Source organism: Leptothoe sp. EHU-05/26/07-4 (assembly GCF_043421015.1).
In the GTDB taxonomy this organism is placed as follows: Bacteria; Cyanobacteriota; Cyanobacteriia; order Phormidesmidales; family Phormidesmidaceae; genus Leptothoe; species Leptothoe turfae.
The window spans coordinates 525,533-551,037 of sequence record NZ_JAXSQV010000004.1 but is presented as its reverse complement, the minus strand read 5'-3'; the positions used below and the strand labels follow the sequence as shown (position 1 = coordinate 551,037).

Genomic DNA, 25,505 nt, shown 5'->3' with positions numbered 1-25,505 from the left:
CAATTGGGGTACTCGTAGATAGCTAGATAAACAATGAATAACTAGCCAAATAACTAACCTATGAGTAAGGAAATAATACCTACCCATACGCCATAGTACCGAAGAAAAAACTTTCCTCAAAGAGGAATTAAAAGTGACTTAATTACTTTTTTGCTGCATCCAAGTTCCCTTAATCTTGCTAAATCTGCCTATATTGATGAAGTCTTACTAGTTAGCTACTGTAGCATTTGAAAGGTCTGATTAAATCCTAATCCCTCACTAATGAGAGAGGCCCTTAATAATTCGATACATTTTTAAATTAATGTGTCGCTCAATCGACGTTCGCCAGGCGCTAGAGTCTAATACTTTTAGCGAGTTTCATGCGAGGTTATAAATCGGTCGCCTTGGTATCTATATGTTTAGAAAGTTAGAATAAAGGTTTAAATGATTAGTTAAAGGGCTAGTAATTGTTATTGTTTTAAGTTTTTTAACCTTGAAAGGCCCGTTGATTGCTCCCTTAATTTTGCCCACAGAGTCATATTGATGAACGTCTTTAGATACATTATTGCTCAGTGAGTTATAGGGGTATTCATCACCATTTTTTAATGTACTACTTTCTAGTAAACTGATTTCTCGATAAACGTTTCCATGCAGATATGGACCAGGACAATACCTAACTCATATCAGGTTTATAACTATTGATTAAAGCACCCCATTAATACACTAGATAATCTATGCAATGATGTCTTAGCTATCCAAGAAGCTAAGACTTTTGTGGATGTCTAACTTTTACATATGTTTTAATAACAGGTAGCTAGTAGGTATGACATGGCTACTAGCTGAAAGCGACTTGGATTTAGGAGGCTAGGTCGACTTTTGATAAGTAACGGATTCGAAGGCAATCCATTGCAGTCTGAAACGATTGATTCAGACCGGTTCAACGTGGCTTTTGCAGGTTCCCATACTGCCCGCAGTTATCAAACCCTGATGCAAAAGATTTTATTCACGACTCTCCAAGGGGGTACTTTTGAAGAGTTGATTCACTGGTTACCGACAGCCATCGCCGAGAACTTCAAGCTGAAGGGTTGCCAAATAGAACTAGTGGATGAGAACCAACGCACTGCCACCTTGGTTGGCAACGTGGGTACTGGTTGGTCAATTCCACTTAACCATTCCCGTAACCTCGACAAAGTTTGGGAATTTTATAAGCCTTCCAAACTGGGTAAGTCCTTGCTGCTGAACACTCAACAACTAGGCATAGAAAATGGTGCAACAACGTCTTTACCTTGGCTAGGCTGTCCAATGTTACATCAAACAACTTTGCTGGGTAGTGTTTGGGCAATCCGCCGTAAGGGTGAAACCTTTGATGAGACTGAAATCAAGGAGTTACAACAGATTGTTGATTGTCTTGCGATCGCATTGCACCAAACCCAACTGACCCAGACAGTTAACATCCAGAAAACAGAAATTCATCAATTACGCCAAGCCAAGGATGAATTTCTACAGCTCATCTCCCACGAACTATTTGTTCCCCTAGGGAATATCCAACTCTCCACCCAAACCTTAGAAAGAATCTTCAAAGACGTCTCATGGCGAAAGGTGCCCCAGCGCAGCACTGTACTAAAAGTGTTGAGCTTACTTAGCCAAGAATGTCGCAGACAAAAACAGTTTGTCGACAATCTCATCACCCTGATGTTTCCTGAACATCAGAAAACATCAGAATCCATGTTGATGAACCTCAGCGATTGGCTACCCTCACTGTTGCGCACATTCGAGACTAGATTAGAGCAAGAAGAGTTAACCCTAAAAACCAACATTCCTGCTGAACCTCTGTTAGTGGAATGCGACATCACTCAGCTAGAACGTACCATCACCGAGTTAGTGACCAACGCAATCAAGTATACGCCTCCTAAAAAAACCATCAAAATCGCAGTCCAGGCAACGGATAAAGCAGTGGAAATTGCGATCGCAAACACAGGCGTACAGATTCCAGCCAATCATCAATCCCACATTTTCGAGAGGTTTTATCGAGTCCCTGAACTGGACCAGCAGAACTATGGCGGTAGCGGTCTGGGTCTGGCTTTAGTCAAGCAGTTGGTGAGCAATTTGGGTGGAAACATTGGGTTTAAGAGCACCAAGCAAAAGACAACATTTACCGTGCAACTACCGAGGTAGAAGCATGCCCGAATCAGAGGAGGATGGGCAGTGCCTACCCTCTTCTAAAATTTTTCGCCCCAATGCAGCAACCCTTTACCCTAATACATTAGACTGTGTTGATGTTGTGAAAACCTGCTGAATTATGCGCCTGTCCCAGATGCTGTTTGTCACGCTGCGTGAGGATCCTGCTGAAGCAGAGATTCCCAGCCACAAGCTAATGCTACGGGCGGGTTATATCCGACGGATTTCCAGTGGTGTATTTGCCTATTTGCCGCTGATGCTACGGGTTCTAAATAAGGTATCGGCCATTGTGCGCGACGAAATGAATGGGACTGGAGCCCAAGAGTGTTTGCTGCCTCAGCTACAGCCTGCGGAACTGTGGCAAGAGTCCGGGCGGTGGGACACCTACACCAAGGCAGAAGGCATTATGTTTGCCCTGACGGATCGTCGCCAGCAGGAAGTAGCCCTGGGGCCTACCCACGAGGAAGTCATCACCATGGTGGCGCGGGATATGGTGCGCTCTTATCGGCAACTGCCCACCCATTTATATCAAATACAAACCAAATTTCGCGATGAAATTCGGCCTCGTTTTGGCCTGATGCGGGGGCGCGAATTCATTATGAAAGACGGCTATTCATTCCATGCGGATATGGATAGCCTCAAGGCCACCTATGGGGATATGTACCAGGCCTACAGCAATATTTTGAGTCGCTGTGGACTTAAGTTTCGTGCTGTGGAAGCGGATTCTGGTGCCATTGGTGGTTCGGGATCCCATGAGTTTATGGTATTGGCTGAGGCTGGCGAAGATGAGGTGCTATATACCGAGGATGGCAAATACGCGGCTAACGTAGAAAAGGCAGTATCTGTAGCCGCTGATGCAGTTCCTTCAGAATTTAGCGAATACAAAAAACTAGAGACACCTAACACGTCCACCATTGAGACCATGGCGAAGTTTCTAGACTGCTCGCCCACACAGATCGTCAAAAACGTTCTGTACCAGGCGGTCTATGACAATGGCAAAACGGTACTGGTGTTGATCAATATCCGGGGAGACCAGGACGTCAACGATACTAAGTTGCAAAATGCCCTGACTAATCTGGCGGCAGATTATGATGCGTCTACTCTATTGTCCTTAGAAGTGCCCGACCCCGAGGCCCAAGCCAAATGGGCGGCCAAGCCGTTACCCCTGGGCTACATTGCCCCCGATATTTCCGATGACTACATTCAAACGCTGGACAATGTAGCGCCCAAGTTTCTGCGGCTGGTGGATGAAACGGCTGTAGACCTCAAGAATTTTGCCACTGGGGCCAATGAGAAGGGCTACCACGTGGTCGGTGCTAACTGGGGTGACCAGTTCACCCTGCCCGAGATCGTGATAGATATCCGCAAGGCCAATGCCGGTGATCGCGCTGTCCACGACCCTAGCCAAACCATTCAAACTGCACGGGGCATCGAAATCGGCCACATTTTCCAGCTGGGCACCAAATATTCTACTGCCATGGGCGCAACGTACACCGATGAAGGTGGTAAGTCTCAGCCATTGGTCATGGGTTGCTACGGCATCGGCGTATCCCGTCTGGCCCAGGCTGCGGTGGAGCAGTCCTATGACAAGAATGGCATTATTTGGCCAGTTGCGATCGCCCCCTACCAGGCCGTCGTTGTCGTGCCCAACATCAACGATGCTGACCAGATGGCCGCCGCTGAGAAGCTTTACGAAGAGCTAAATGCAGCCGGTGTAGAAACGTTGCTAGATGACCGTAAAGAACGGGCCGGTGTGAAATTCAAAGATTCTGAACTCATCGGTATTCCTTTCCGGGTAGTGACCGGGCGCTCATTGAAAGAGGGTAAGGTAGAAGCGGTCAAGCGGGCTGATGGCGAATCGGTTGAGCTGGCCGTAGACGAGGTGGTCAGCACCATCAAGCAATGGGTTGACGATGCCATTGGGTGATTCCCTCACCCTGGGATACCCCTACAGTTTTGATGGCAATTATTTTTGTAGGCCATGGAATTTATTTCAATCCTGCTTTCTAGCCTGATTTTTATCGGTTCACCCATTGGCTTGGGCCTGGATACCCTGGCCGAAAATGCGCTGCGGGCTCGGCTCAATGGCGTGGAAGATATTCAGGTACGGGTGGATAATGGCTCGAATTTAAACTTGCTGAAGGGTAAGATCAACCGGCTACAGGTGGGTGTGCGGGGTATGTATCCGGTGGAAGGGTTTCGGGTTGCGATCGCAGACCTGGACACTGACCCCATTGATCTAGATTTCAACAAACTCAGACGCGGCAAAGTAGCCCTGGATGAGCCCTTAAATGGCGCACTTCATTTGGTAATTACACCAGAAGATCTCAACGAGTATCTGCTGTCACCGGAATTTACAGAACGGCTTAACAACATTGAAATTAACTTAGGAAATGCGGCCCAGTCCCGTGAAGCTAGCCGCTATCAGTTTAGTAATCCTAAGGCAACTTTTTTACCCGACAATCGCCTCCAGCTAGAGCTGGATCTCTCTGAGCCGAGCCTGGGGGAAGGATTAAAAATCAAGGCTCAGACTGGCTTTACCATTGAAAATGGTCATCGCTTGATTTTGGTAGACCCGGAAATGTCGGTCAATGACAGCGAAGCGCCAGAACAGTTGCTGGAGGCATTCACCAAGAATTTGGGTGATCGCCTGAGCCTACGTCGCCTGGAAGAGTCCGGCATTACTATGCGGATCTTGGACGCATCGATTCAGTCCGAGCAATTTGATCTGGTGATGTGGGTTAGCATTGACCCAAGTTTTACACAATAGACATTACGGTCGGCAAGGACAATCTCCTATGCCATCAACCCAAATTGTGAAGTAACCACCCCTGAATCACAGTTGCCGATTTGTCGATTAGCAAGCTATAGTTCGATTATTCGAAACTTTCGAACTATTGAATAAGGAAAGTTTTTTATGGTTACCGCTACAGCTGACCCAGCATTAGCCGTGCTTTTTCAACCTTTGCAACTGGGCGCGATCGCAATTCCCAACCGCATTATCATGGCTCCGTTAACCCGCGCCCGGTCTGGGGTATCCCGCATCCCCAACGACCTGATGCTGGAATACTACAACCAACGAGCCAGTGCCGGCCTGATTATTTCTGAAGCCACACAAATTTCTGAGCAGGCAGCTGGCTGGCAACAATCCCCTGGCATTTACACTGCTGAACAGATCGCCGGTTGGCAAAAGATTACCGAGGCGGTCCATCAGCGAGGTGGCAAGATTGTTCTACAGCTATGGCATACTGGGCGGGCATCTCACCCTGACTTTCAACCCAATGGTGAGTTACCGGTATCTGCTTCGGCCATTGCCCTGCAAGGAGAGATTCATACGCCCCTTGGCAAAAAGCCCTATGTCGCTCCCCGCCCCCTGACGTTAGAAGAGATTCCAGGTGTCGTTGAGCAGTATGTCACAGCCACTCTCAATGCCAAAGCAGCCGGATTTGACGGTGTGGAAATCCATGCAGCCAATGGTTATCTGATCGATCAATTCTTACGAGATGGCTCTAATCAGCGTACTGACACCTATGGCGGTAGTGTGGAAAATCGGGCTCGGTTTTTGCTAGAGGTTACAGAAGCTGTGGTGAAGGCATGGAGTTGCGATCGCGTCGGTGTGCGATTATCGCCCTATGTCGCCTTCAACGGCATGAAAGACAGCAATCCTCTGGCTACGTTTACCTATGTGGCAACAGCTTTGAACCGATTTAATCTAGCTTATCTCCATGTCATAGAAGCCTTACCAGGTCATTTTATGGCAGCCGCAGACGGCGTTGAGCGAGTCACCCCCCATCTGCGTCAGGCCTTTAAGGGGCCCATCCTTCTGAATGGAGGCTATGGCGCAGAAACGGGAGCAGCGGCCCTTCAGAATAATGAAGCAGACGCCATTGCCTACGGTATTCCCTTTATTGCTAACCCTGATTTGGTCGAGCGTTTTAAGCAAGGTGCGCCTCTAAATGAAGCAGATTCAGCTACGTTTTATACCCACGATCGCAGGGGCTATGTGGACTATCCAGCGTTGGCGGCTTAACGGAAGACCAATAATATTAAATCCTGGTTGATAATCTTCGGTATCGCGGGGCTGGCACAAGGCACAGCCCCTACGAAATTATCCATTTTGAATCAGATACTGAATCGGATTTGGTGGAGTTAATGGCTATAGTGATCGTTCATTAGGGTCATCACTGAATGCTAGTGAACCCTGATAATCGACCTCACCGTAACCCACACCAAACCTGCATATTTGCTACGAACGATCACCTTGTCGGGGGGTGTGGGGGCCTAAACTCCCCCACGAATGGAGGGTTTCAGGGAGGAAAGCCCTGAGCAACCCCCATCCCTATTTACCAGTTTTGATAGCTATATTTCTTGAATGCTCTAGAGAGAACGATAAACTCATTCTTCACAAGCCCTGAGGCTATATCCCCCACTAACGATAAGTTCGCACCTTCTTATACGGATCTTGCTTCTGAATCCAGCCCAAAAATTTCTCCATTTTCGGATGGGACCTCAATCGGTCCACCGTATTTAAATCTTGGGCTAATTCTTTATTGGTAAACAGAGTGTGAATTTGCTTATGGCAGGGGGCACAAATATCTGTCGTTGGTCCTGGGTCTTGCTTTTTTCGCTTAGTCTGCTGACGGGGTACAAGGTGATGCTCCGTTAGTTTGGGGCAATCACGCTGGCAAAGTTCACACTGAGACATGGAAGAAAACAAGCAGAACTATCCTCCATGGTAGTGTTGACGCGACTGCTATGCTATGAAGCGTGCCCCCTCAAAAAATTTGAATTTACATCACTAATCCCCTGAATTAGGGCAGCTTACAGCCACAACCTTCCAGGGGTACTTTTTGTGAAATATCCTTGGAATTCAGCTGTGAATGGCTAGACTATGAGCAATCCTAAAAAGTAAGCCTACTGAGCATGCAGGTTACTTAGCCTCACTGCTGATCCTGGACCGTCAATGCGCAAAAAAATCCTAATTCTGGCAGCTAACCCTAAAGATGTCACCCGCCGTCGGTTAGATGAGGAAGCTCGGGATATTCGTGAGGGCCTGGAACGAGCAAAAAAGCGGGATGAGTTTGAGATTGTACAGCGGTGGGCGGTGCGACCTCGCGATCTACAGCGGGCCATGTTGGATGAGTCGCCGCAGATTGTGCATTTTACGGGCCATAGTGAGGGGACGGCTGGTCTGGTCTTTGAGGATGAGGTGGGAAATGCCAAATTAGTAACTGGGGATGCACTGGCTAAACTGTTCAAATTGTTCAAACAAGAGTGCAAATGTGTTGTTCTGAACGGTTGTTATTCCCTGGAGCAGGCAGCTGCCATTGCTGAGCATGTTCCCTATGTGATTGGTATGCGTCGGGCGGTGAAGGAGCAAGCAGCGATTGAGTTTGCGGTGGGGTTTTACGATGCTCTAGGTAGTGGACGACCGGTAGAGTTTGCCTTTGAGTTTGGCAAAACAGCGATGGAGCTACAGGGTGCGGGTGATTCGGATATGCCTGTACTGTGGCCGGATGCATTTACGGAGGTGGATGAGCCGGAACTGGCAAGGTCGCAGACTGGGTTAAAGCTGGGGGCTCCGTTTCCTAGGGTGCGGTTACCGGAGAACTATGTGGAGCGCCCGGACGCGATGAAGGCAGTGAAAGACATGCTGCTGGCAGAGGATGAGCGCACGCTGGTGGTAAGTGCGATTTCCGGATTAGGGGGTTTAGGAAAATCGGTCTTAGCGACGGCTTTAGTTCTGGATCAAGAGATACAGGCTCGTTTTTCGGATGGGATTTTGTGGGTCACGTTAGGACAAAACCCTGACCTGTTGACCATGTTGGGGGATTGGATTCGAGAGTTGGATAAGTCGCGGGAGAGTTTTTCTGCAAATACGTTGGCAGCGGCTTCGCGGTATTTGGGAAATTTGTTGGCTGAGCGGCGAATGTTACTGGTGGTGGATGATGTGTGGAATGCAGCTCATGTGGAGTGGTTTCGGGCGGGTGGTTCTGGCTGTCAGGTGTTGGTAACAACAAGAGAGGCTGTGATTGCTGGAGCAGAGCGATACAGCTTGGATTTGATGACGCCGCAGGAGGCACTGAACCTGGTTAAAGGGGAACTAGGAACAAAGTGGACAGCAGAGATGGAAGAACCTGCGCTAGAGTTTGCGCGGATGGTGGGATACCTGCCATTGGCAGTACGATTGATGGCCGTTCAGGTGGCACGGGGGCGGAAGTGGGCAACTCTGAAAAAGGCATTTTTAAAAGCTGCGAAGGGGCTGCAAGCACTGGACTATCCTAGTGTGCGCCTAAAAGATCTCTCGGAAGAGGAACAGCGAAAATATAGCTTGCAGGCATGCTTTCAGGTGAGTTTGGAGCGACTAAAAGAGGATAGCCTAGAGTATTTTGAACGGTTTGTATGGCTGGGAATTTTGCCAGAGGATGTGATACTCCAACAGCAGATGGCGACAACGCTTTGGGATGCGGAGGATTGGGAATCGGAAGAGACTTTATTAACGCTGTATGAGCGCTCCTTTTTGACTAGTGGGATTACTACGAGCGAGGGAGAACCCACTTATCGGGTGCATGACCTGATGCACAATATGGCCCGCAATTTGATTGAGCAGGGTAATCTGGAACTCTCCGTTGATAAGCAGTGTGACCTTGCTGGTAACAAACAACAGAATCTTACATTAGCCCACCGGCAACTCTTGGAAAGATATCGCGACACTTGCACTAATAAATGCTGGTATACCTTACCCAAGGATGATTATATTCATCGTCATTTGACCTGGCACATGGAGCAGGGAGATTGGATTGATGAAATTCATTCACTGATGGTAATGTCGGATGTTAAGGGACGTAATGCATGGTTTGAAGCATGTGACAGGATTGGACAACCGGCAATTTTTGTAGAGGATTTGGCGCGGAGTTGGCGGCTGACGGAGCAAAGCTACAACCAGGAAAGAACTCGTTCAATTGAGCTGGAATGTCGGTATGCCCTAATGACAGCAACGCTTAACAGCTTGATTGCGAACTTGCCCATTGACATAATGGCGGAGTTTGTAAAACAAAGCTTTTGGTCGGTGGAACAAGCATGGGTCTATGTAGAGCAGATGCAGAATGAAGCAAGAATTTTTACAGCAATTCAGGTATTAGCATCCTACTTATCAAAATCGCTATTTCTAGTTGCAATTGAGAATGCCTATGGAATTCAGACTGAGTACATACGAGCCGATGTTTTGAGTCAATTAGCGCAACAGGATGGGGGTGATTTAGACAAAGTATTGGAAGCTACTCTTAGTCTTCAGTCTAAGTACAAACGGGTCGATGTTTTAAGCCAGTTAGCGCAACAGGACGAGGCCTACGTTAAGGAAGCATTGGAGGCTGCCCGTCAGCTTCAGAATGAGGACAGGCGGGCCTCTATTTTGAGCCAATTAGCACAACGGGATGAGACCTACGTTGAGGAAGCATTGGAGGCTGCCCGTCAGCTTCAGAATGAGGACAGGCGGGCCTCTATTTTGAGCCAATTAGCACAACAGGATAAGGCCTACTTGGAAGAAGCATTGGAGGCTGCCCGTCAGCTTCAGAATAAGGACAGGCGGATTAGTATTTTGAGCAAGCTAGCGCAGCAGGATGGAGCTTACTTTGAGGAAGCATTGGAGGCTGCCTGCAAACTTCAGAATAAGGACAGGCTAGTTTTTGTTTTAAGTGAGTTAGCACAACAGAGTGGGGCCAATTTAGACAAGGTATTGGAAGTTGCCCACCAGATTCAGTCTGAGTACAGACGAGCCTCTGTTCTGAGCCAGTTAGCGCAACAAGACGAGGTTTACTTTGAGGAAGCATTGGAGACTGCCCGCCAGATTCAGTCTGAGTACAGACGGGCCTCTGTTCTGAGCCAGCTAGCGCAACAGAATGAGGCTTACTTTGAGGAGGCATTGGAGGCTGCTCGTCAGATTCAGAATGAAGACAGGCGGGCCTTTGTTTTAAGCCAGTTAGCACAACAGAGTGGGGCCAATTTAGACAAGGTATTAGAGGCTGCCCGTCAAATTCAGGATGAAGACAGGCGAGCCTTTGTTTTAAGCCAATTAGCGCAACAGAATAAGGCTTATTTTGAGGAAGCATTGGAGACTACCCGCCAACTTCAGAATGAGGATAATCGAGCCTCTATTTTAAGCCAGTTAGCACAACAGAATGAGGCTTACTTTGAAGAGGCATTAGAGGCTGCTCGCCAGCTTCAGAATAAGGACAGTCGGGCCTCTATTTTGAATGAGTTAGCGCAACAGAGTGGGGCTAATTTAGACAAGGTATTGGAGGCTGCCCGTCAGATTCAGGATGAAGACAGTCGGGCCAATGTTTTAAGCCAGTTAGCGCAACAGGATAAGGCTTACTTTGAAGAGGCATTGGAGGCTGCTCGTCAGATTCAGAATAAATACAGTCGGGCCAATGTTTTAAGCCAGTTAGCGCGACAGGACGAGGCCTACTTTGAAGAGGCATTGGAGGCTGCCTGCCAACTTCAGGATGAGGATAGATGGGAGAAAGGACGGGCCGATGTTTTAAGCCAGTTAGCACAACAGGATGGGGCCAATTTAGACAAGGTATTAGAGGCTGCCCGTCAAATTCAGGATGAATACAGTCGGGCCGATGTTTTAAGCCAGTTAGCACAACAGGATAAGGCTTACTTTGAAGAGGCATTGAAGGCTGCCCGTCAAATTCAGGATGAATACAGTCGGGCCGATGTTTTAAGCCAGTTAGCACAACAGGATAAGGCTTACTTTGAAGAGGCATTGGAGACTGCTCGTCAGATTCAGAATAAATACAGTCGGGCCAATGTTTTGAATGAGTTAGCGCAACAGAGTGGGGCTAATTTAGACAAGGTATTGGAAGCTGCTCGTCAGCTTCAAGATGAAGACAGTCGGGCCTTTGTTTTAAGCCAGTTAGCGCAACAGGATAAGGCTTACTTTGAAGAGGCATTGGAAACCGCCCGTCAGATTCAGAGTGAAAACAGTCGGGCCTCTATTTTGAATGAGTTAGCGCAACAGAGTGGGGCTAATTTAGACAAGGTATTGGAAGCTGCTCGTCAGATTCAAGATGAAGATAGACGGGCCGATATTTTAAGCCAGTTAGCGCAACAGGATGAGGCTTACTTTGAAGAGGCATTGGAAGCCGCCCGTCAGATTCAGAGTGAAGACAGTCGGGCCAATGTTTTAAGCCAGTTAGCGCAACAGGATGAGGCTTACTTTGAAGAGGCATTGGAAGCCGCCCGTCAGATTCAGAGTGAAAACAGACGGGCCGATATTTTAAGTCAGTTAGCGCAACAAGTTCCTAACGATCGTCTACTCAATCTCAAAACAGCAATTACTGACATTACCCATAAACCCACAGCAGCAAAAGCTCTTAGCAACAGTCTCGTCCACTTCCCTCTTGCCAACTTATCCTATACCAACTGGAAATCATTCCTCCACCTCCTTGCCTACCGCAAACGCAGCTACCTAATGCAAGACCTCGTCACTCTCTATCCCGCCATCATCCACCTCGGCGGCGAAGAAGCAATGCGCGGCGTAGTCGATGCCATGAAAGACGTCTGTAGCCAGTGGAGATAACTCCCACTAGTTCGCCCCACTCAACGTAAACGCAGACCAATCTCTCTTCTTCTTGAGAAATAAAAACAACAGTCGCCTACGGATCACCAGGCAACAACTTGGCAATAGACTCAATCAACAACTCATGTAGCTACGTTAGTTCCTCTATCGGATCTCTTGACCATAAAAATTGAGACGTGCAACTTAAGCCCATAGCAGAAAAAGAGGTAAACTTTCGTCCCCTTACACCCATCGCCCGGCGGGAATCCTGAACCAACTCCTTCAGAATAATCTCAGCCAGAGAGCACTGACAAAAGCTAATCTGACCATCAATGAAAACAGCGGATAACCGATGAGGAGAATAGGACGAGAAACCAATCATCCGAGAATGCTTGGGCAGGGTGATTAGTGCCCACGGCTAGCACTAGTAAGCCTGCCAACCATCCCAGTCGCCGATTTACTCGTCCCATTCTGTTAGATCAACTTGAGCGCACAAGGGGTTTAACAGACCCATCTAGAGATATTCCCCAGATTGCAGCACACAGCAAACCGTAACTTTATAAAAAAGGACCGTAGCTTCACATATGGCTCGGTAGGGGTGTACTGCTGTGCGCCCCTACTGCCCCCATCATCCACAGGTTTTATTAACAAAGTCACACCCAAACACAAAGGGCTCCTGCCAGCTGAGGGGAATCTCTAACAAATCCCTGGTACCCGTAATTCCCTGACCAATAAAAAACAACAGAGCAATACAGTTCAAAGCAATATGGACTTTTCGCCAGGTCTTAGATTTATAAATCTCTGGCAAAATTGCTAACGAAATGATCATCAGCGTCGCCGCAATCATGCCGTAGTAATAGTGAGACACTTGCCACTCATAGGTACGACGAAACACGCCATCCTGACTACCCAAAATCCATAGGCCTGCAGTGGTCAGGGCAGCAAACAGACCACGCCAGAGCTTTTGTGGAGCTGTTGCCCGGTATAAACACACTAATGAGCCTATGGTGAACAAAAACATGATCGCGATAAATATCACTGTGCCCTGCGGTACTGGGCTATCTGTCGCCGCTTTCTTAACGATGTTCTTGATGATTGGATGCCCTACTCCAACTAAGGTTAGACCCACAACAGCACCCGTTAGCCACTTGCCTAAATTGACATGCTCTTTACCGACTACGGGTGGAATTTTGGATTTTTCTTTTGCCTGCACCGCTAGACGACGCTGCCGAGTCTGAAGTGCAAAATAGGACACCATACCAATAAGCGGGAATACCACACTTACCGCCAGTATCGGATGCATGAGTCTAAGCCAATCGTTGATGGTCATCGTTCTCTCACTTGCTGGTTAATGTCTGCTGGATAACAACTAGTATTTTGCAATAGTTCAGGAAAACTACTGTGCCGGATTTCTGAATTTCAGGATCACTGTAAACGGACTAGAAACCCGCTGCATGATGAAACTAAAAATAGTAGCTGATGACTAGCTGAAAAGTTTAAAGATGACAATTCACTGAGCTCTCAGCAAATTTTCAGCCCAGTATGCAACTTATTGAACAGTTGGGGCAACACCTATATGTGTAAGTTGAGCGTGGCATACATCCAAATTCGTGCCGTATTCGTAACCTTACATAGACTTAATTCTATTAATGCGTATTACTCGTGGAAGAATCCATGGTTCGGATCAGTAAACCAGCCTTGCAACGACCGCTTTCTATTTCTAACGCGACGGTAGTGATGGTAGCCGTAGTTGCGATCGCTCTCGCCATGGCCTTTGCATGGTTTACAGGCGAGGGGAAAATCAGCCGGATTTTTGCCCAGCTTAATTTGTTACAGCAATCTCCACCCATGTGGCTAGAGGCCCCCATGGTGGCAGGCCACTATTTAATTTTTCCAACGGTCGCCCTGTTTTTGTTTGCAGTAGCGATCACTCGAATTTCACCCCAACCCAAACCCTGGTCACGCACCCTGGTGGTGGCTGTCTTGCTCATCTTGGTAATTCGCTATGTGTCGTGGCGCAGCCTGTCTACCTTAAATTTTGATGATCCCCTCAATGGTCTGGCTAGCACGGTGCTGTTTGCCATGGAAATGCTGGGATTGCTAGTGAGCATTATCCAACTGGTGCTGCTGCTGCGGGTGCGAGACCGCCATGCCCAGGCGGATCAAGTGCAGCAGGCGGTAATGGATCAGACGTTCCTGCCATCGGTGGCGGTGTTTATTCCCACCTATGATGAGCCGGAGTTTATTTTGCGGCGCACCATCATTGGCTGCCAGGCGATGGATTACCCAAATAAAAAAGTCTATCTGCTGGATGATACACGGCGGCCTGAGATTCAGGCATTGGCGGCTAAGCTAGGCTGCGAATATCAGACTCGTCCCAATAATCTCCATGCTAAGGCGGGGAATTTGAATAGTGCGATCGCAAACACCGACAGCGACTTAATCGCCTCCTTTGATGCCGATTTTGTCCCTACCCGCAACTTTCTCCTGCGCACGGTTGGTTTTTTCCAAGATCCAACCGTAGCTTTGGCACAAACTCCCCAGAGTTTTTATAACCCTGATCCCATCGCCCGTAACCTGGGTCTAGAAGATATTCTCACGCCTGAAGAGGAAGTATTTTATCGGCAAATCCAACCGATGCGAGACGGCGTGGGCAGTGTCGTCTGCTCTGGTACATCTTTTGTTGCCCGACGCAACGCCCTGGAAGCAGCCGGAGGATTTGTCACCGACTCTCTAAGCGAAGACTACTTTACGGCAGTTCGTCTGGCCTCCAAGGGTCACAAAATTATTTACCTGGATGAGAAGCTAAGTGCCGGTCTAGCGGCTGAGAATATTACAGCCCACGCCATTCAGAGACTACGCTGGGCTCGGGGTACACTGCAATCTTTCTTTATTGAAACGAATCCACTGACAATTCCAGGATTAAAGCTGATCCAACGCCTGGGGCACCTGGAAGGTATTTTGCACTGGTTTACCAGCATATCCAGGATTATTTTCTTAATTGCACCCCTATTTTATGCATTCGGTGTGATTCCCATTCGTTCCACCCCCGAAGAAATTATCTATTTCTTCTTGCCCTATTACTTTGTGCAGATCACCGTTTTTTCCTGGCTAAACCACCATTCGCGTTCCGCCATTCTTTCGGATGTCTATTCGCTAGTGCTAGCATTTCCTCTGGCAGCAACGGTCATTCAGGCACTGCTGTCACCCTTTGGCACAGGGTTTAAGGTCACTCCCAAGGGCACATCCAGTCAAAGCTTTCGGTTTAACTGGAGCCTAGCCTGGCCTCTAATGCTCATGTTTGTGCTGACGGCCTGTAGCATCTGGTTAAATTTGGGAGAATGTTTGGCACGCGGCAACTGGGCATTGGAAGTAACGCCTGAGGCTGTAGCCCATTTACGGGGTCTCGGCATCGGCTGGATCTGGAGCTTGTACAACCTGATGATGCTGGGTGCGGCTTTGCTGGTGTTGCTAGATGTTCCTCGCCCTAACCCTTACGATTGGTTTGATCTGCGTCGGGTGGTGCGTCTACAAATTGGCGATCGCATCTGGTGGGGCACCACAACAGCTATTTCAGAAATTGGAGCTCAGATTACCCTTACTCAGCGAGGATTACCCCAATTGGCACCTGGGGAAACTCGACCAGTACAACTCTCCATTAGCGAAGACCTGATTTCTCTACGCGGGGTATTAACCAGTGTGAGCAATGATGGGGAATTTCCCTGCGTTAACGTGCAGTTCCAAAATGTCACCCTACCCGAAACTCGCAAAATGGTTGAGCTTTTGTATTGTCGTCCCGGTCAGTGGAAACGTTGGAATACACCAGGTGAGCTGCAATCCCTCTGGATTTTAATCAAAACGCTCTTCCGACCACGGGTACTCACAGGTGACATCCGAGTTAAAGCAATGACTGTAGCCAAAGGATAAATCAGCACTAAATGGGTATCACGTAAGTCAGGAAATTTTGGCTAGTCATCGCAGGGCATAGCTTCGACGGTGAGCGGTTCGGCTGAGCTCATCGTCGAAGCCTCAGCCGAACCCCACAAGGGAATGCCCCGACAGGATTGTCCATTGTTAATCAGGTTTAAGACATCCGAATTCGTATTACTTCCGAGTACTATCCTTAGGAACATGCCCCACTCAAAACTAAGCACCTGGAACTAAGCACCTGGAACTAAGCACCGAGAACTAAGAGCACCAAGAACTGAAACCAGCATCACCTAAATAGTGGATAACGCAGCGCGCTGATAGGTGTAACATCCACAGCACTACTATCGATAAATGCATTGATCATATTGGATGCAAATGGGCTCACCAAACTAAGTTCATGGGGCTCTAAACAACTCAGCAGCTTATCTATTAGCAGCTTTGTTCCTTGCATTGTCATTTCCCAAGAAATGCCGATTTGACCATATACCACCCGACACAGAGGTACCAACTCCTCTACAATTACTTTTGAATTGCTCTGCAAAAAGCTAAGCCATAGATAGACCTGAAACATGTTGAAATCCCGCAGCGAAGAATGCCTCACATCGGGATTATCCAGGCGACCTCTACGGCCACAATAATAGGGAAAGTCCTGACTCCATGGTGTATACGTTGCCCTGGAAATGTCAGAAATCATGGGCAACATGCGTTCAACCACCCCAAACACGGGTCCGCCTACCCTATGGTTTCCTGCGGCAACACATAGCCTGCGCCATGGCACAGCAATGTGGTCCTCTAAAAAGTGAAGGTAAGGACTCATCAAAGCTTGCTCTACCGGGTCTAAATCTTGCAATAGCAACGTATTCGTCAAGTTTATCTGTGTTGTCATAAACCCCAAATTCTTCCCACCATCTGAGCGAATGCTCTGAGCCCCAAACCGATCGAGAAGCGGCTCTAAAATACACGACAGTTCATTCAGATTAGGAACCTTAAAAAGTTGGCCCAAACGATCTAATGGAAAATGCTCTAATTCCCACTCTGAGACCGTTAGTACAGCTGGATAGGCTTGATAAAACTCCAGCAATTGCCGGTAAACACAGCTCGCTAGTCTAGCCAGGCTTGTAATCTCCTGCAAGTCTAAGTCATCAAACTGGACATAGAAGTCTTTAGCTCTGACCGCAGCAAGCTTGCATGACTCCACAACCCTTTGGTCATTTAGTTTTTCCGATACTTTTCTACAGCCCGGTGCTTGCAATGATTGATATATCTCTCCAATAATCAAAGATCTTGCACTGGCTTCTAACGCAGAAAAATCAGGGCGATAACGTGCGGCCCAAACATCACCTAAATGGCTAACTGTTTCTACCTGGGAGCGATGAGAGCTATTTAGCATATTAGATAATCTTTGCTACGTAGAATGATTCCTCAGATACCTCACTCAGACTATTGAGCGTTAGCTCAATTAGAAGATAGTTCTATCTCTCATTGTTGCTATGCATCAACTGTCAGCAAAACAATTCATCTTGAGGATAAGATAAAACAGCTTGCTATTACCTTCTATTCAAAGTAATCTACTTAATCCCTATAAGCAGTGCTTTTCACCAAAAGTTAGTAGAATTTTTGCCATCTCTTTATCAAATTCAAGGCATACAAATCAAGAATTATTGTTCCAATTCAAACAACCTTTAAAGAGCTATTTAAACACAGCATCTATCCTTTTATTTGTTCCAAAAAGAAGCTTTAAAAGTTACTCGGCATAAGTAATCCCCAATCCGAATTCATTGATACCGGGCACCGGACACTGCACCGGGCACCGGACACTATCAGGCAGGATTTCGCATCAGCACCGAGTAGCTTTATTTAGGCACTAGAGGATCGACGCTAGAAGATCTAAGGGGAACATTTATTGAGTTAGACCATCTACACAGTAGGTATCGATCGATATGAATACTCTCTGGTGGTGTCAGTGATTAGAGAATTGCCATTCCTGTTTTTGAAGCAGCTAAGACTCAACTCTTATTTGAAACCTCACATTCTCTTATCTAAAAGATGTTTATTTTCATAGCTACGGTTTGAGAATAAAGTAGCCACAAAACTATTCTAGTCGCCACAAAGGATAGTCTCCTCCAGCTAGTACGGGAGAACGGCCAGTTTTAGATGCGATCGCATCTAACAATTCCCCGGTTGCATAGGGAACAAAATAATCACTATATCCTGCTGGAATGTCAGGTAGCTGACCAGGTTTAAACAAAACAAAGTCAGTTTCAGGAGTCACTGCATAACTCAATGAAATCATGCTGCCTAACCCCGTCGATCCCAATTCAGCAATTACCAAGGGTTTTGTAGTTTGCCGAATAACCTCTCCCATCACATTACCGTGATAATTAATATTCTTATTCCACCAGGTAAAGGATGCTGCACTGAGGGTGTTAGAGACTAATCCCATAACCAACAACAGGACTAAAATACCCTGCCCCCAAAACCGATATAGTCCCCGGTCAGACAACATCAGCTGTCGTAACCAACCTGCCAATATTAACGTCACCATCAGCAAGGATGGCATAAAGTATCGGGTACTGATAGATAACTGCCCACCATTAATCAAATCAGGCAAAATCAACCCTAAAGCAGGCACCATCAGGGTCATTATGCAGAAGGCCATTGTAGGGGGCGGAGTCACCAACAGCAACTGCCATAGAGCCATCAACAACAATGCCAACACAATAGGGGGCACCCAGTAAGTGTACGAATGTTCCAGCGGCAAACCCAGATCAATCACTGCTGAGCTGAGATGCAGTCCCCACAATTTGATTAGCTGGCCTAACGGTTGTCGAAACGAGGTCCATTCAGTTGCTGACTCTAACTTGGCCCTGTTACTCAATATGACCAATAGCCAAGGAATAAAGGCTAAAAATGCTCCACCAAGAGCGATCGCAAACCGTTGCCAATGTTGTCGTGAACCACTGATCAACACATACAAGCTGTGGGCTACTATCACCAAAATACTCAACAGCGTCGTGTATAACATCAATGCAACACTGAGACCGTAAAACCCCCACGGACGTACAACCGTTGCCAAGGAAGAACGGACCACGATAGCACTGCTGGAGTATCGGCCAGAAGAACGCATTGCTCTGATTAAAAAGCCGTTGGCCACCAAAATCAAACAAGCCCACAGACTATATTCTCGAGCCTCTTGAGCGTAGAGCAGCTGTACGGGTGACAGCGCCATAAGACAGGTGGCAATTAGGCCAGCCCAGTGATCTTGCCAAAGTTGCTGACAAAGCCAGTAGGTTAACGGCAATAAGGCTAAACCAAATACAATAGCCAATGCTCGAAACGATGTTATGGAAGGTGATAAAACTCCTACCCACAAGCGTTCTAACAGATAAAACAAGGGTGGATGTTCTGGGTGGCTGACCAGAGCAGACCAGGTATCGCCCCAACGTCTGGGCTGAGGAAATTGCTGCAGTTCCTGTAGCTCAGATGCTGATATTACAGGCGCTTGAGTCACTTGCTTTTCAAGCGCTTTGCCTGAGTGGCCTAATACTCGAATTGTTGTGTATACTTCGTCATGCCAGTAAACTTTGTGGGCGGCATTAGTGCAGCGCAATGTAATGCCCACCAACAGACAGACAACCAACAAAATCTGCAATCGCCTTTTAATGACTGCAATTGAACGAGAACTAACCACGGCTTAGGTTTGCAATTAATTGCAACCATCAGTTGTTAAGTTATCAAGCATACGCTACTTTCCTGGCGCTCGCAGCTATATAAGCACTGTAGCTAGATCTAGAGTAGGCGTAGCTGTTGTAAATCCGGCGAATCCGACGATTTTTGTTTGCGTTTTTTAGGGGGTGTAATGTTCCCATGGGCGACAAACCATGTACGTAAATCACTACACTGCTGAGCGTCCAAATTGTCTAACTCTAGTGCGGTCGGGAACAGGTTGGGGGCCTCAGTAGCGGCCCAATCTGTCTCACTAGGGTAGCGTTCAACGCCGAAAGGCATCACATTTTTGGGCATACGCCCTAAATAGGGCACAACATTATCGCTGTGTAAGAATTTTTCCCGTTGTTGTTCTAATTGTTGTACACGGCGAGATCTCGTTTGCCGATAGTCCAAAATTGGCTCTGGATATCCCTTGGTGGGCGGCGGTGTCCCTAGCTGTTCTGGGGGTAAGTGGGCCAGTTCTGGCACCCAGTGCTTAATAAACAGCCCTTCTGGATCACAGCGGTCAACGGCCACCTGCTGAGGGTTATAAATACGCGTCCAGGTCTTATCCACACAGTGGGTCACGCCCGACTGCATAGCCCACTGATAATGGTCAATCGGGCAGTCACCATCAATTAGGTGACGCATAAAGTGCAACGCTCCATAACGCCAGTCCATGCCCAGCAGATTGCTGAGAAAACTGGAATAAATAGCCCGCGATCGAAAATTGAGGGATAAATACCCACCAGTGGCCTGCAAACAGCGCGCCGCCGCATCCACCATGGGAAATCCGGTCTGCCCATGCTGCCAAGCCTGGTAAAGGTCCTCGTCGAAGTCCCAGCCGTCGTCGTCAAAAATTTTGTATAGCGATCGCAGCTCCAATTGAGGCAGATAGCGAAAACGCTGGGTAAACCCATTTCCCCAACGCAATCGAGAAATCAGCTGATGGTAGCTACGTTGAATACGGCGGTCACCCCGGTCATCAGCCCGTTGAATAGTCTGTACACACTCCCGGACAGAAATTACCCCAAACTTGATATGCGGGCTTAGCCCCGTTGTAATTTCCGCACTGGGGTAAGACAGTTGCCAATAGTAGCGATCGGCTTTCTCGGCTAAAAACTGCTGTAGTTGCCGTCGCGCTGCCTGAGTACTGCCTATGGGAATCGGCTTATCATCCAAACTATGCCCCAGCTGTTCTAGATCAGGCAGCTCATCACTGACCACTTCAGCAGGCACCTCTACCCAAGATGGCGCAGGCACCAATGGCATTGCCATCTCTTGGTACCACCATTGACGGTACCGAGGATAGGCCATCAACTCTGACCGGCTAGCAGGTGGTTCAAACCAGCGAATTTTCATCTGCTGAGCGGCTAGCACTCTATGGAGATTGGCATCGCGAACTCGACCATAGATGCGCTCACAGTCGGTATAGCTATAAATGCCCTCAGCCTGAGTTTCCCTAATCAGACGGGGCAACACATCCACTGGGTTACCACTACGCAAAATTAAGCGCCCCCCAAGATGGCGCAAATCCTGATGCAGATGACGCAAACAGTCCACCATAAAAGCGACTCGAGCAGCCCCCGTTTCTGGATGCTTTAGCAACGCACGATCAAACACAAACACCGGTATGACTGCGCCACGACGTGCGGCTCGATAAAGGGGCTCATGGTCATATATCCGCAGGTCACGACGGAACCACACTAGGGTCCGATTCATCAGCGCCTCCTAGCCCAGCAGATTACATCCATACCTTTGGTGCTCGCTATAATTCGCTGCCTAAATGATAAAAACTTTTTTGTTTTATGGCCCTAGACTAGCCTCTTTTTAGTTCAAATGTACTATTATTGATGTCACAACCATTAGAACGTTTGTCCTATGTCTCGGTCTGATCTGTATACACCACGCCGTCGTCCAGCACCCCAAAGACGGCCCCAAAGACGTCATGAAAGACACCCCGCAGGTTATTACGTCAAAGCACGTTCATCCCGGTCATCGCAGCGACCCAATTGGCTATTTGGCAGCATTGCACTAGCGACCTTAGCACTTATTCCCCAAGATATATGGTCGCGCATTTCCATGCCGATCTCTACTCAGCCTACCCAGTCACAGTCTGTGCAGCCATGGTATCTGAATCGCACCAAGGCGACTCAAACATGCGAGACAGTCGTAAATGCCGACCAGCGTCTTTCCCGTGGCCAATTAACTAAATTTTTAGTGATTGCCCAAGATTCAGCCCAGACAATCGTCCATGAAACCATTTCTAGCCCCTATTGCACATTGTCTAAAGCAAATCAAAGCAAGCAAAGCGAGGCCTATCCCTTAGAGTTTGACCCAGACACCTGGTTTGTCGTCAATTACGAGCAAGGCCTCTATAAAAGCTACGACTTTGTCTTCAAAGTCGATTAGCAGCTACTACATATTCAACTCTCGCAGCAGGCCATCACAGGCATCCATCAATAAATTAATCACATAGTCAAACCCATCTGACCCACCATAATAGGGGTCAGGCACTTCCCGGTCAGAATGTGTCTGGCAAAAATCGCACATCCGCTTTACTTTGTGCGCGTATTTCCCAGACGGGTCAAGGGCCAAAATATCGCGATAGTTACTGTCGTCCATGGCTAGCACCAGATCAAATTGATCCAGGTCAGACACTGTAAACTGTCTTGCCCGACCGACTAGTTTAATGCCGCGCTTTTTAGCAGCAGCTGTCATACGGCTATCTGGAGAGCTGCCGATGTGATAGCTCGATGTTCCTGCAGAATCACAAACCACCTTCGATTGCAAACCTCGTTGCTCCAACAGGTGGTTCATGATGTTTTCTGCTGATGGAGATCGGCAGATATTGCCTAGGCAGACAAATAAGAGTCGGGTCGTCATGGCAGAAACTCGATGAACGTAGAGAAATTGGCTATACAAAAACGACTAGCGATCATTACGCTAGCCGCCTTTGGGCAAAAACTATTTCTATGGACTTAGAGGCCTGGAAGCTGTAAACCACCCGTCAACTCTTCCATACGCTCACGCATGGTCTCTGTAGATTTGAGATAAGCGTCACGCATAGCGGCTGATACTAGGTCAGAGAGAACCTCTGCCCCTTCATTCATCGCTTCAGGGGAAATAGAAACCCGTTTGGGCTCCTGATTGCCACTGAGGATAACTTTAACCAAGCCACCGCCAGACTGGCCTTCAATTTCCATTAGTTCAAGTTCTTCCTGGAGTTTCTTAGCTCCCTCTTGAACTTGCTGAGCCTTTTTAAAGGCTTCGCTCAGCTCTTTCATTTTTCCAAGACCGAAGCCAAAACCTTGCCCTTTGCTCATAATTGGCGGCGTGATTTTACTAAATGAACTGTCAAACTATACGTCGCCTTGGCAGGAATTGCAATCGCTACTCACACAGTATCGGCAACTGTCCATTGGCTCATACAGCCTGAAAGTCTCCTAGAATCTGCACCTCAGGCCTTAGTTGCAAAGACCATTTGTCATCTACAATGCCCTGAATATGTCGGATCAGCTTGAAAATATCGCTAGCGGTTGCACCACCACAGTTGAGAATAAAGTTGGCATGCCGCTCTGCCACTTGAGCTTGCCCCACTTTGAATCCCTTCAGACCTGATTGTTCAATCAGCCAGCCTGCACTTTTGGGCTGAGGATTGCGAAATACACTGCCACAGCTGGGTAAATGATAAGGCTGGGTGGATCGGCGCTGCTCTAGATCGGCAGAGGTCTCTGCCCGAACTACTTTTGGCTCATGGCCAGGCTGTAGTTGAAACGTGGCCTGGGTCACAATCCGTGGATCGGCTTGTAGAACAGAGGTTCGATATTGAAACTGCAGCTGCTCAGGAACCAGGGTTTCTAGAGAGCCATCTGGATTTAACACCTGAGTACTCACCAAAATTTCTTGGGTATCACTGCCATGGGCTCCCGCATTCATGACAACCGCTCCACCAACGGTTCCTGGAATTCCTACAGTCCACACCAGCCCCCTCCAGCCGCGTTTAGCCACTTTCCAAGCTAATGTGGCCATGGGCATACCGGCAGCGACAGTGACTCGACCTGCCTCATCAAACTGAGTTTGCCGCAGATAGCGGGTACAAATTACCAGACCGGGTAAACCGCGATCGCTAATCAGCAAGTTGGAGCCAGCCCCCAGACGAGTAATGGGTAACCCTTCAGCATTTGCCCACTGAACACAGGCCTGTAGCTCGCTGACACTGCGGGGGGCAGCAAACCACTCCGCTGGCCCACCCACCTTAAATGTGGTCAGACTTGCCAGGGGATACTGGGCCTTAGCGATACAGCCGGTACTCGTAAGTTGCTTTTCAATGGCCATTGCTAAAAATACGGATTAGAGAAGTTGTTGCCAGCCGAAATTTTCATCTTGGCACAACATGATTGCTGGCTGTGTCCTAAACACTTGTCAGGGCGGTTTTTTCAGATTGCTTGGCTTGATAGTCCATCACATCTGGAATGACCTGGTTTAGATTACCTGCCGTTAGAAAAATAACCAGATCGCCCGGCTGCAACAACGCCGCCAACTTTGCTTTCACGTCATCTAGAGTAGCTGCATAACTTACCTGGGTATGGTGTTCACCAATGGCACTAGTGACATCTTCGCCCGTAATTCCCGAGGGATTTTTCTCTCCAGCACTATAAATGTCAGTGACAATCACCTGGTCTGCCTCGGCAAATGCCATTGAAAACTCCTGCAGTAGCGTTGTAATGCGGCTATAGCGATGGGGCTGAAACACAGCTACTACAAGGCGTTGGTTAACACCTTCTAGACTCTCCGTACTTTTTACTTTGGCCGCTGCCAGGGTTACCTTAATTTCACTAGGATGGTGGGCATAGTCATCAATAAACAATATGTTGTTGTGAAACCCACGGTGATCAAAGCGACGCTTAGCACCTTCAAAGGTAGCCATGATGGTGGAGATCACATCAAACTCTACCCCTAATCGGCGAGCCACAGCAATTGCCGCCAAAGCATTACTTAAGTTATGACGCCCTAAAATCGCCAGGTGTAATTCCCCCAGACGCTGGCCTCTTTCCCAAATCTCCGCCGTTGTCCCTTGCGATGTTTCACAAATATCTGTGGCAATATAATCAGCCCCTGACTCGGGCCGCAAACTGTAGGTGACGTTAGGCTGAATCTGGTTCATAACCGTCTCACAATCAGCGCTACCAATCACCACATCGCACTGATGTGCAAAGTGTTTGAAAATGCCTACTACCTCATCCAGAGTGCTGTAGTGATCCGGATGATCTAGTTCAATGTTAGTGATAACACCAATTTCAGCTGACAGTTTCACTAAGGAGCCATCAGACTCATCTGCTTCAGCCACCATATAATCGCTGGTCCCCACATGGGCGTTCCCCTGCCATGCCGCGACCTCACCTCCGATAACGATAGAAGGATCGATGCCGGCCTTAAGCAGCAGATACCCCACCATGCTGCTAGTGGTGGTTTTGCCATGGGTGCCTGCGATCGCAATACCCTGACTTTCATTCATCAGGGCAGCCAAAATATCAGAGCGATGGAACATAGGACAGCCAGCATCCATAGCAGCCTTATATTCAGGGTTACTAGGACCAATTGCCGTAGAACAAACCACTTGGGGCAAGACCTGCGTATCGTCCGCTAGCGTCTGGGTTGCCTGAGCAATATTGTCAGCTTCTTGACTCCAAAAAATGTGGACACCTTTCTCTTGCAAGCGCCGAGTAATGTGAGTTAAATGGCAGTCAGACCCAGACACTGGTAACTGCCTTTCGGCCAATACATAGGCCAAAGCTGACATACCAATGCCACCAACACCAATAAAGTGTAATGGTCTGCCATTAAAATCTACTGCCATTGGCATAAAACTTACCTCACACACCACACACAGATATTTCAGGCGTATAATACCAGGAATCTATAGAATGGCTACACACCCAACTACCAGGGTTCGCCATTTCGCGCAATTTACTAGGTACCAATCCTTAAAACTTCAACATTGATTCCAGGAAAGCGATATATGCTGGATCTTCGTCAGAACTTCACGCAGATTCCTGAGACTGACTTGTAAGCCAATACCGTGAGCAATTATACTTAATTTCAATATAGAACGATAATCCATTTGTTAAGCTCGGGCATCCCT

General features: G+C 47.9%; 16 protein-coding genes. 7 read left to right on the top strand and 9 right to left on the bottom strand.

Annotated features, from left to right (window positions below):
• Nucleotides 1-855: 855 nt before the first annotated feature.
• The 4 genes from U2F10_RS15445 to U2F10_RS15430 all read left to right on the top strand — a co-directional run bounded on the left by U2F10_RS15445 (nt 856) and on the right by U2F10_RS15430 (nt 6,187).
• Nucleotides 856-2,154 (top strand): GAF domain-containing sensor histidine kinase, encoded by a 1,299-nt coding sequence (locus U2F10_RS15445; protein ID WP_499872633.1) that lies wholly within the window; start codon nt 856-858, stop codon nt 2,152-2,154.
• A 124-nt stretch (nt 2,155-2,278) separates the two neighbouring features.
• Nucleotides 2,279-4,084: a proline--tRNA ligase gene (proS, locus tag U2F10_RS15440; RefSeq protein WP_499872631.1), complete on the top strand. Its 1,806-nt coding sequence runs from the start codon at nt 2,279-2,281 to the stop codon at nt 4,082-4,084.
• Nucleotides 4,085-4,138: 54 nt separating this feature from the next.
• A complete protein-coding gene (locus U2F10_RS15435; RefSeq protein WP_163670281.1) occupies nt 4,139-4,927 on the top strand; it encodes an LmeA family phospholipid-binding protein in 789 nt (262 codons plus the stop codon).
• Nucleotides 4,928-5,074: 147 nt separating this feature from the next.
• A complete protein-coding gene (locus U2F10_RS15430; protein ID WP_499872629.1) occupies nt 5,075-6,187 on the top strand; it encodes an alkene reductase in 1,113 nt (370 codons plus the stop codon).
• Nucleotides 6,188-6,586: 399 nt separating this feature from the next.
• Here U2F10_RS15430 and U2F10_RS15425 read toward each other — a convergent pair whose 3' ends face one another.
• A complete protein-coding gene (locus U2F10_RS15425; RefSeq protein ID WP_499061685.1) occupies nt 6,587-6,862 on the bottom strand; it encodes an HNH endonuclease in 276 nt (91 codons plus the stop codon).
• A gap of 258 nt (nt 6,863-7,120) precedes the next feature.
• Between U2F10_RS15425 and U2F10_RS15420 the strand changes: the two genes are divergently transcribed.
• Entirely contained in the window at nt 7,121-11,743 is a 4,623-nt protein-coding gene (locus U2F10_RS15420) for an NB-ARC domain-containing protein (protein WP_499872627.1), read from the top strand.
• Between the two features lie 607 nt (nt 11,744-12,350).
• Here the strand turns inward: U2F10_RS15420 and U2F10_RS15415 are convergent.
• Entirely contained in the window at nt 12,351-13,052 is a 702-nt protein-coding gene (locus U2F10_RS15415) for a DUF4079 domain-containing protein (RefSeq protein WP_163668066.1), read from the bottom strand.
• 344 nt (nt 13,053-13,396) lie between these two features.
• On the opposite strand from U2F10_RS15415, the gene U2F10_RS15410 reads away from it, so the two are divergent.
• The gene (locus U2F10_RS15410; RefSeq protein ID WP_499872626.1) at nt 13,397-15,649 is read left to right on the top strand and encodes a glycosyltransferase; all 2,253 of its coding nucleotides are present in this window, start codon (nt 13,397-13,399) and stop codon (nt 15,647-15,649) included.
• A gap of 289 nt (nt 15,650-15,938) precedes the next feature.
• Here U2F10_RS15410 and U2F10_RS15405 read toward each other — a convergent pair whose 3' ends face one another.
• From U2F10_RS15405 to U2F10_RS15395, 3 genes are all read right to left on the bottom strand, one after another.
• Nucleotides 15,939-17,042, bottom strand: coding sequence for a hypothetical protein (locus U2F10_RS15405; protein ID WP_499061682.1), 1,104 nt, complete (start codon nt 17,040-17,042; stop codon nt 15,939-15,941).
• 702 nt (nt 17,043-17,744) lie between these two features.
• Nucleotides 17,745-19,343 (bottom strand): glycosyltransferase family 39 protein, encoded by a 1,599-nt coding sequence (locus U2F10_RS15400; RefSeq protein ID WP_499872624.1) that lies wholly within the window; start codon nt 19,341-19,343, stop codon nt 17,745-17,747.
• A 98-nt stretch (nt 19,344-19,441) separates the two neighbouring features.
• Complete coding sequence (locus U2F10_RS15395; protein ID WP_499061680.1) at nt 19,442-21,082, bottom strand: FAD-binding domain-containing protein; 1,641 nt, start codon at nt 21,080-21,082, stop codon at nt 19,442-19,444.
• 159 nt (nt 21,083-21,241) lie between these two features.
• Between U2F10_RS15395 and U2F10_RS15390 the strand changes: the two genes are divergently transcribed.
• Entirely contained in the window at nt 21,242-21,772 is a 531-nt protein-coding gene (locus U2F10_RS15390) for a hypothetical protein (protein WP_163668055.1), read from the top strand.
• A gap of 6 nt (nt 21,773-21,778) precedes the next feature.
• On the opposite strand, the gene U2F10_RS15385 is transcribed toward U2F10_RS15390, so the two are convergent.
• The 4 genes from U2F10_RS15385 to murC all read right to left on the bottom strand — a co-directional run bounded on the left by U2F10_RS15385 (nt 21,779) and on the right by murC (nt 25,226).
• A complete protein-coding gene (locus tag U2F10_RS15385) occupies nt 21,779-22,246 on the bottom strand; it encodes a low molecular weight protein-tyrosine-phosphatase (protein WP_163668053.1) in 468 nt (155 codons plus the stop codon).
• 95 nt (nt 22,247-22,341) lie between these two features.
• A complete protein-coding gene (locus U2F10_RS15380) occupies nt 22,342-22,689 on the bottom strand; it encodes a YbaB/EbfC family nucleoid-associated protein (RefSeq protein WP_163671767.1) in 348 nt (115 codons plus the stop codon).
• A 97-nt stretch (nt 22,690-22,786) separates the two neighbouring features.
• Nucleotides 22,787-23,698 carry a UDP-N-acetylmuramate dehydrogenase gene (gene murB / locus U2F10_RS15375; protein ID WP_163668050.1) on the bottom strand — a complete coding sequence of 304 codons (912 nt, stop codon included), beginning with the start codon at nt 23,696-23,698 and terminating at the stop codon, nt 22,787-22,789.
• A gap of 76 nt (nt 23,699-23,774) precedes the next feature.
• A complete protein-coding gene (murC, locus tag U2F10_RS15370; protein WP_499061679.1) occupies nt 23,775-25,226 on the bottom strand; it encodes a UDP-N-acetylmuramate--L-alanine ligase in 1,452 nt (483 codons plus the stop codon).
• Nucleotides 25,227-25,505: the final 279 nt, after the last annotated feature.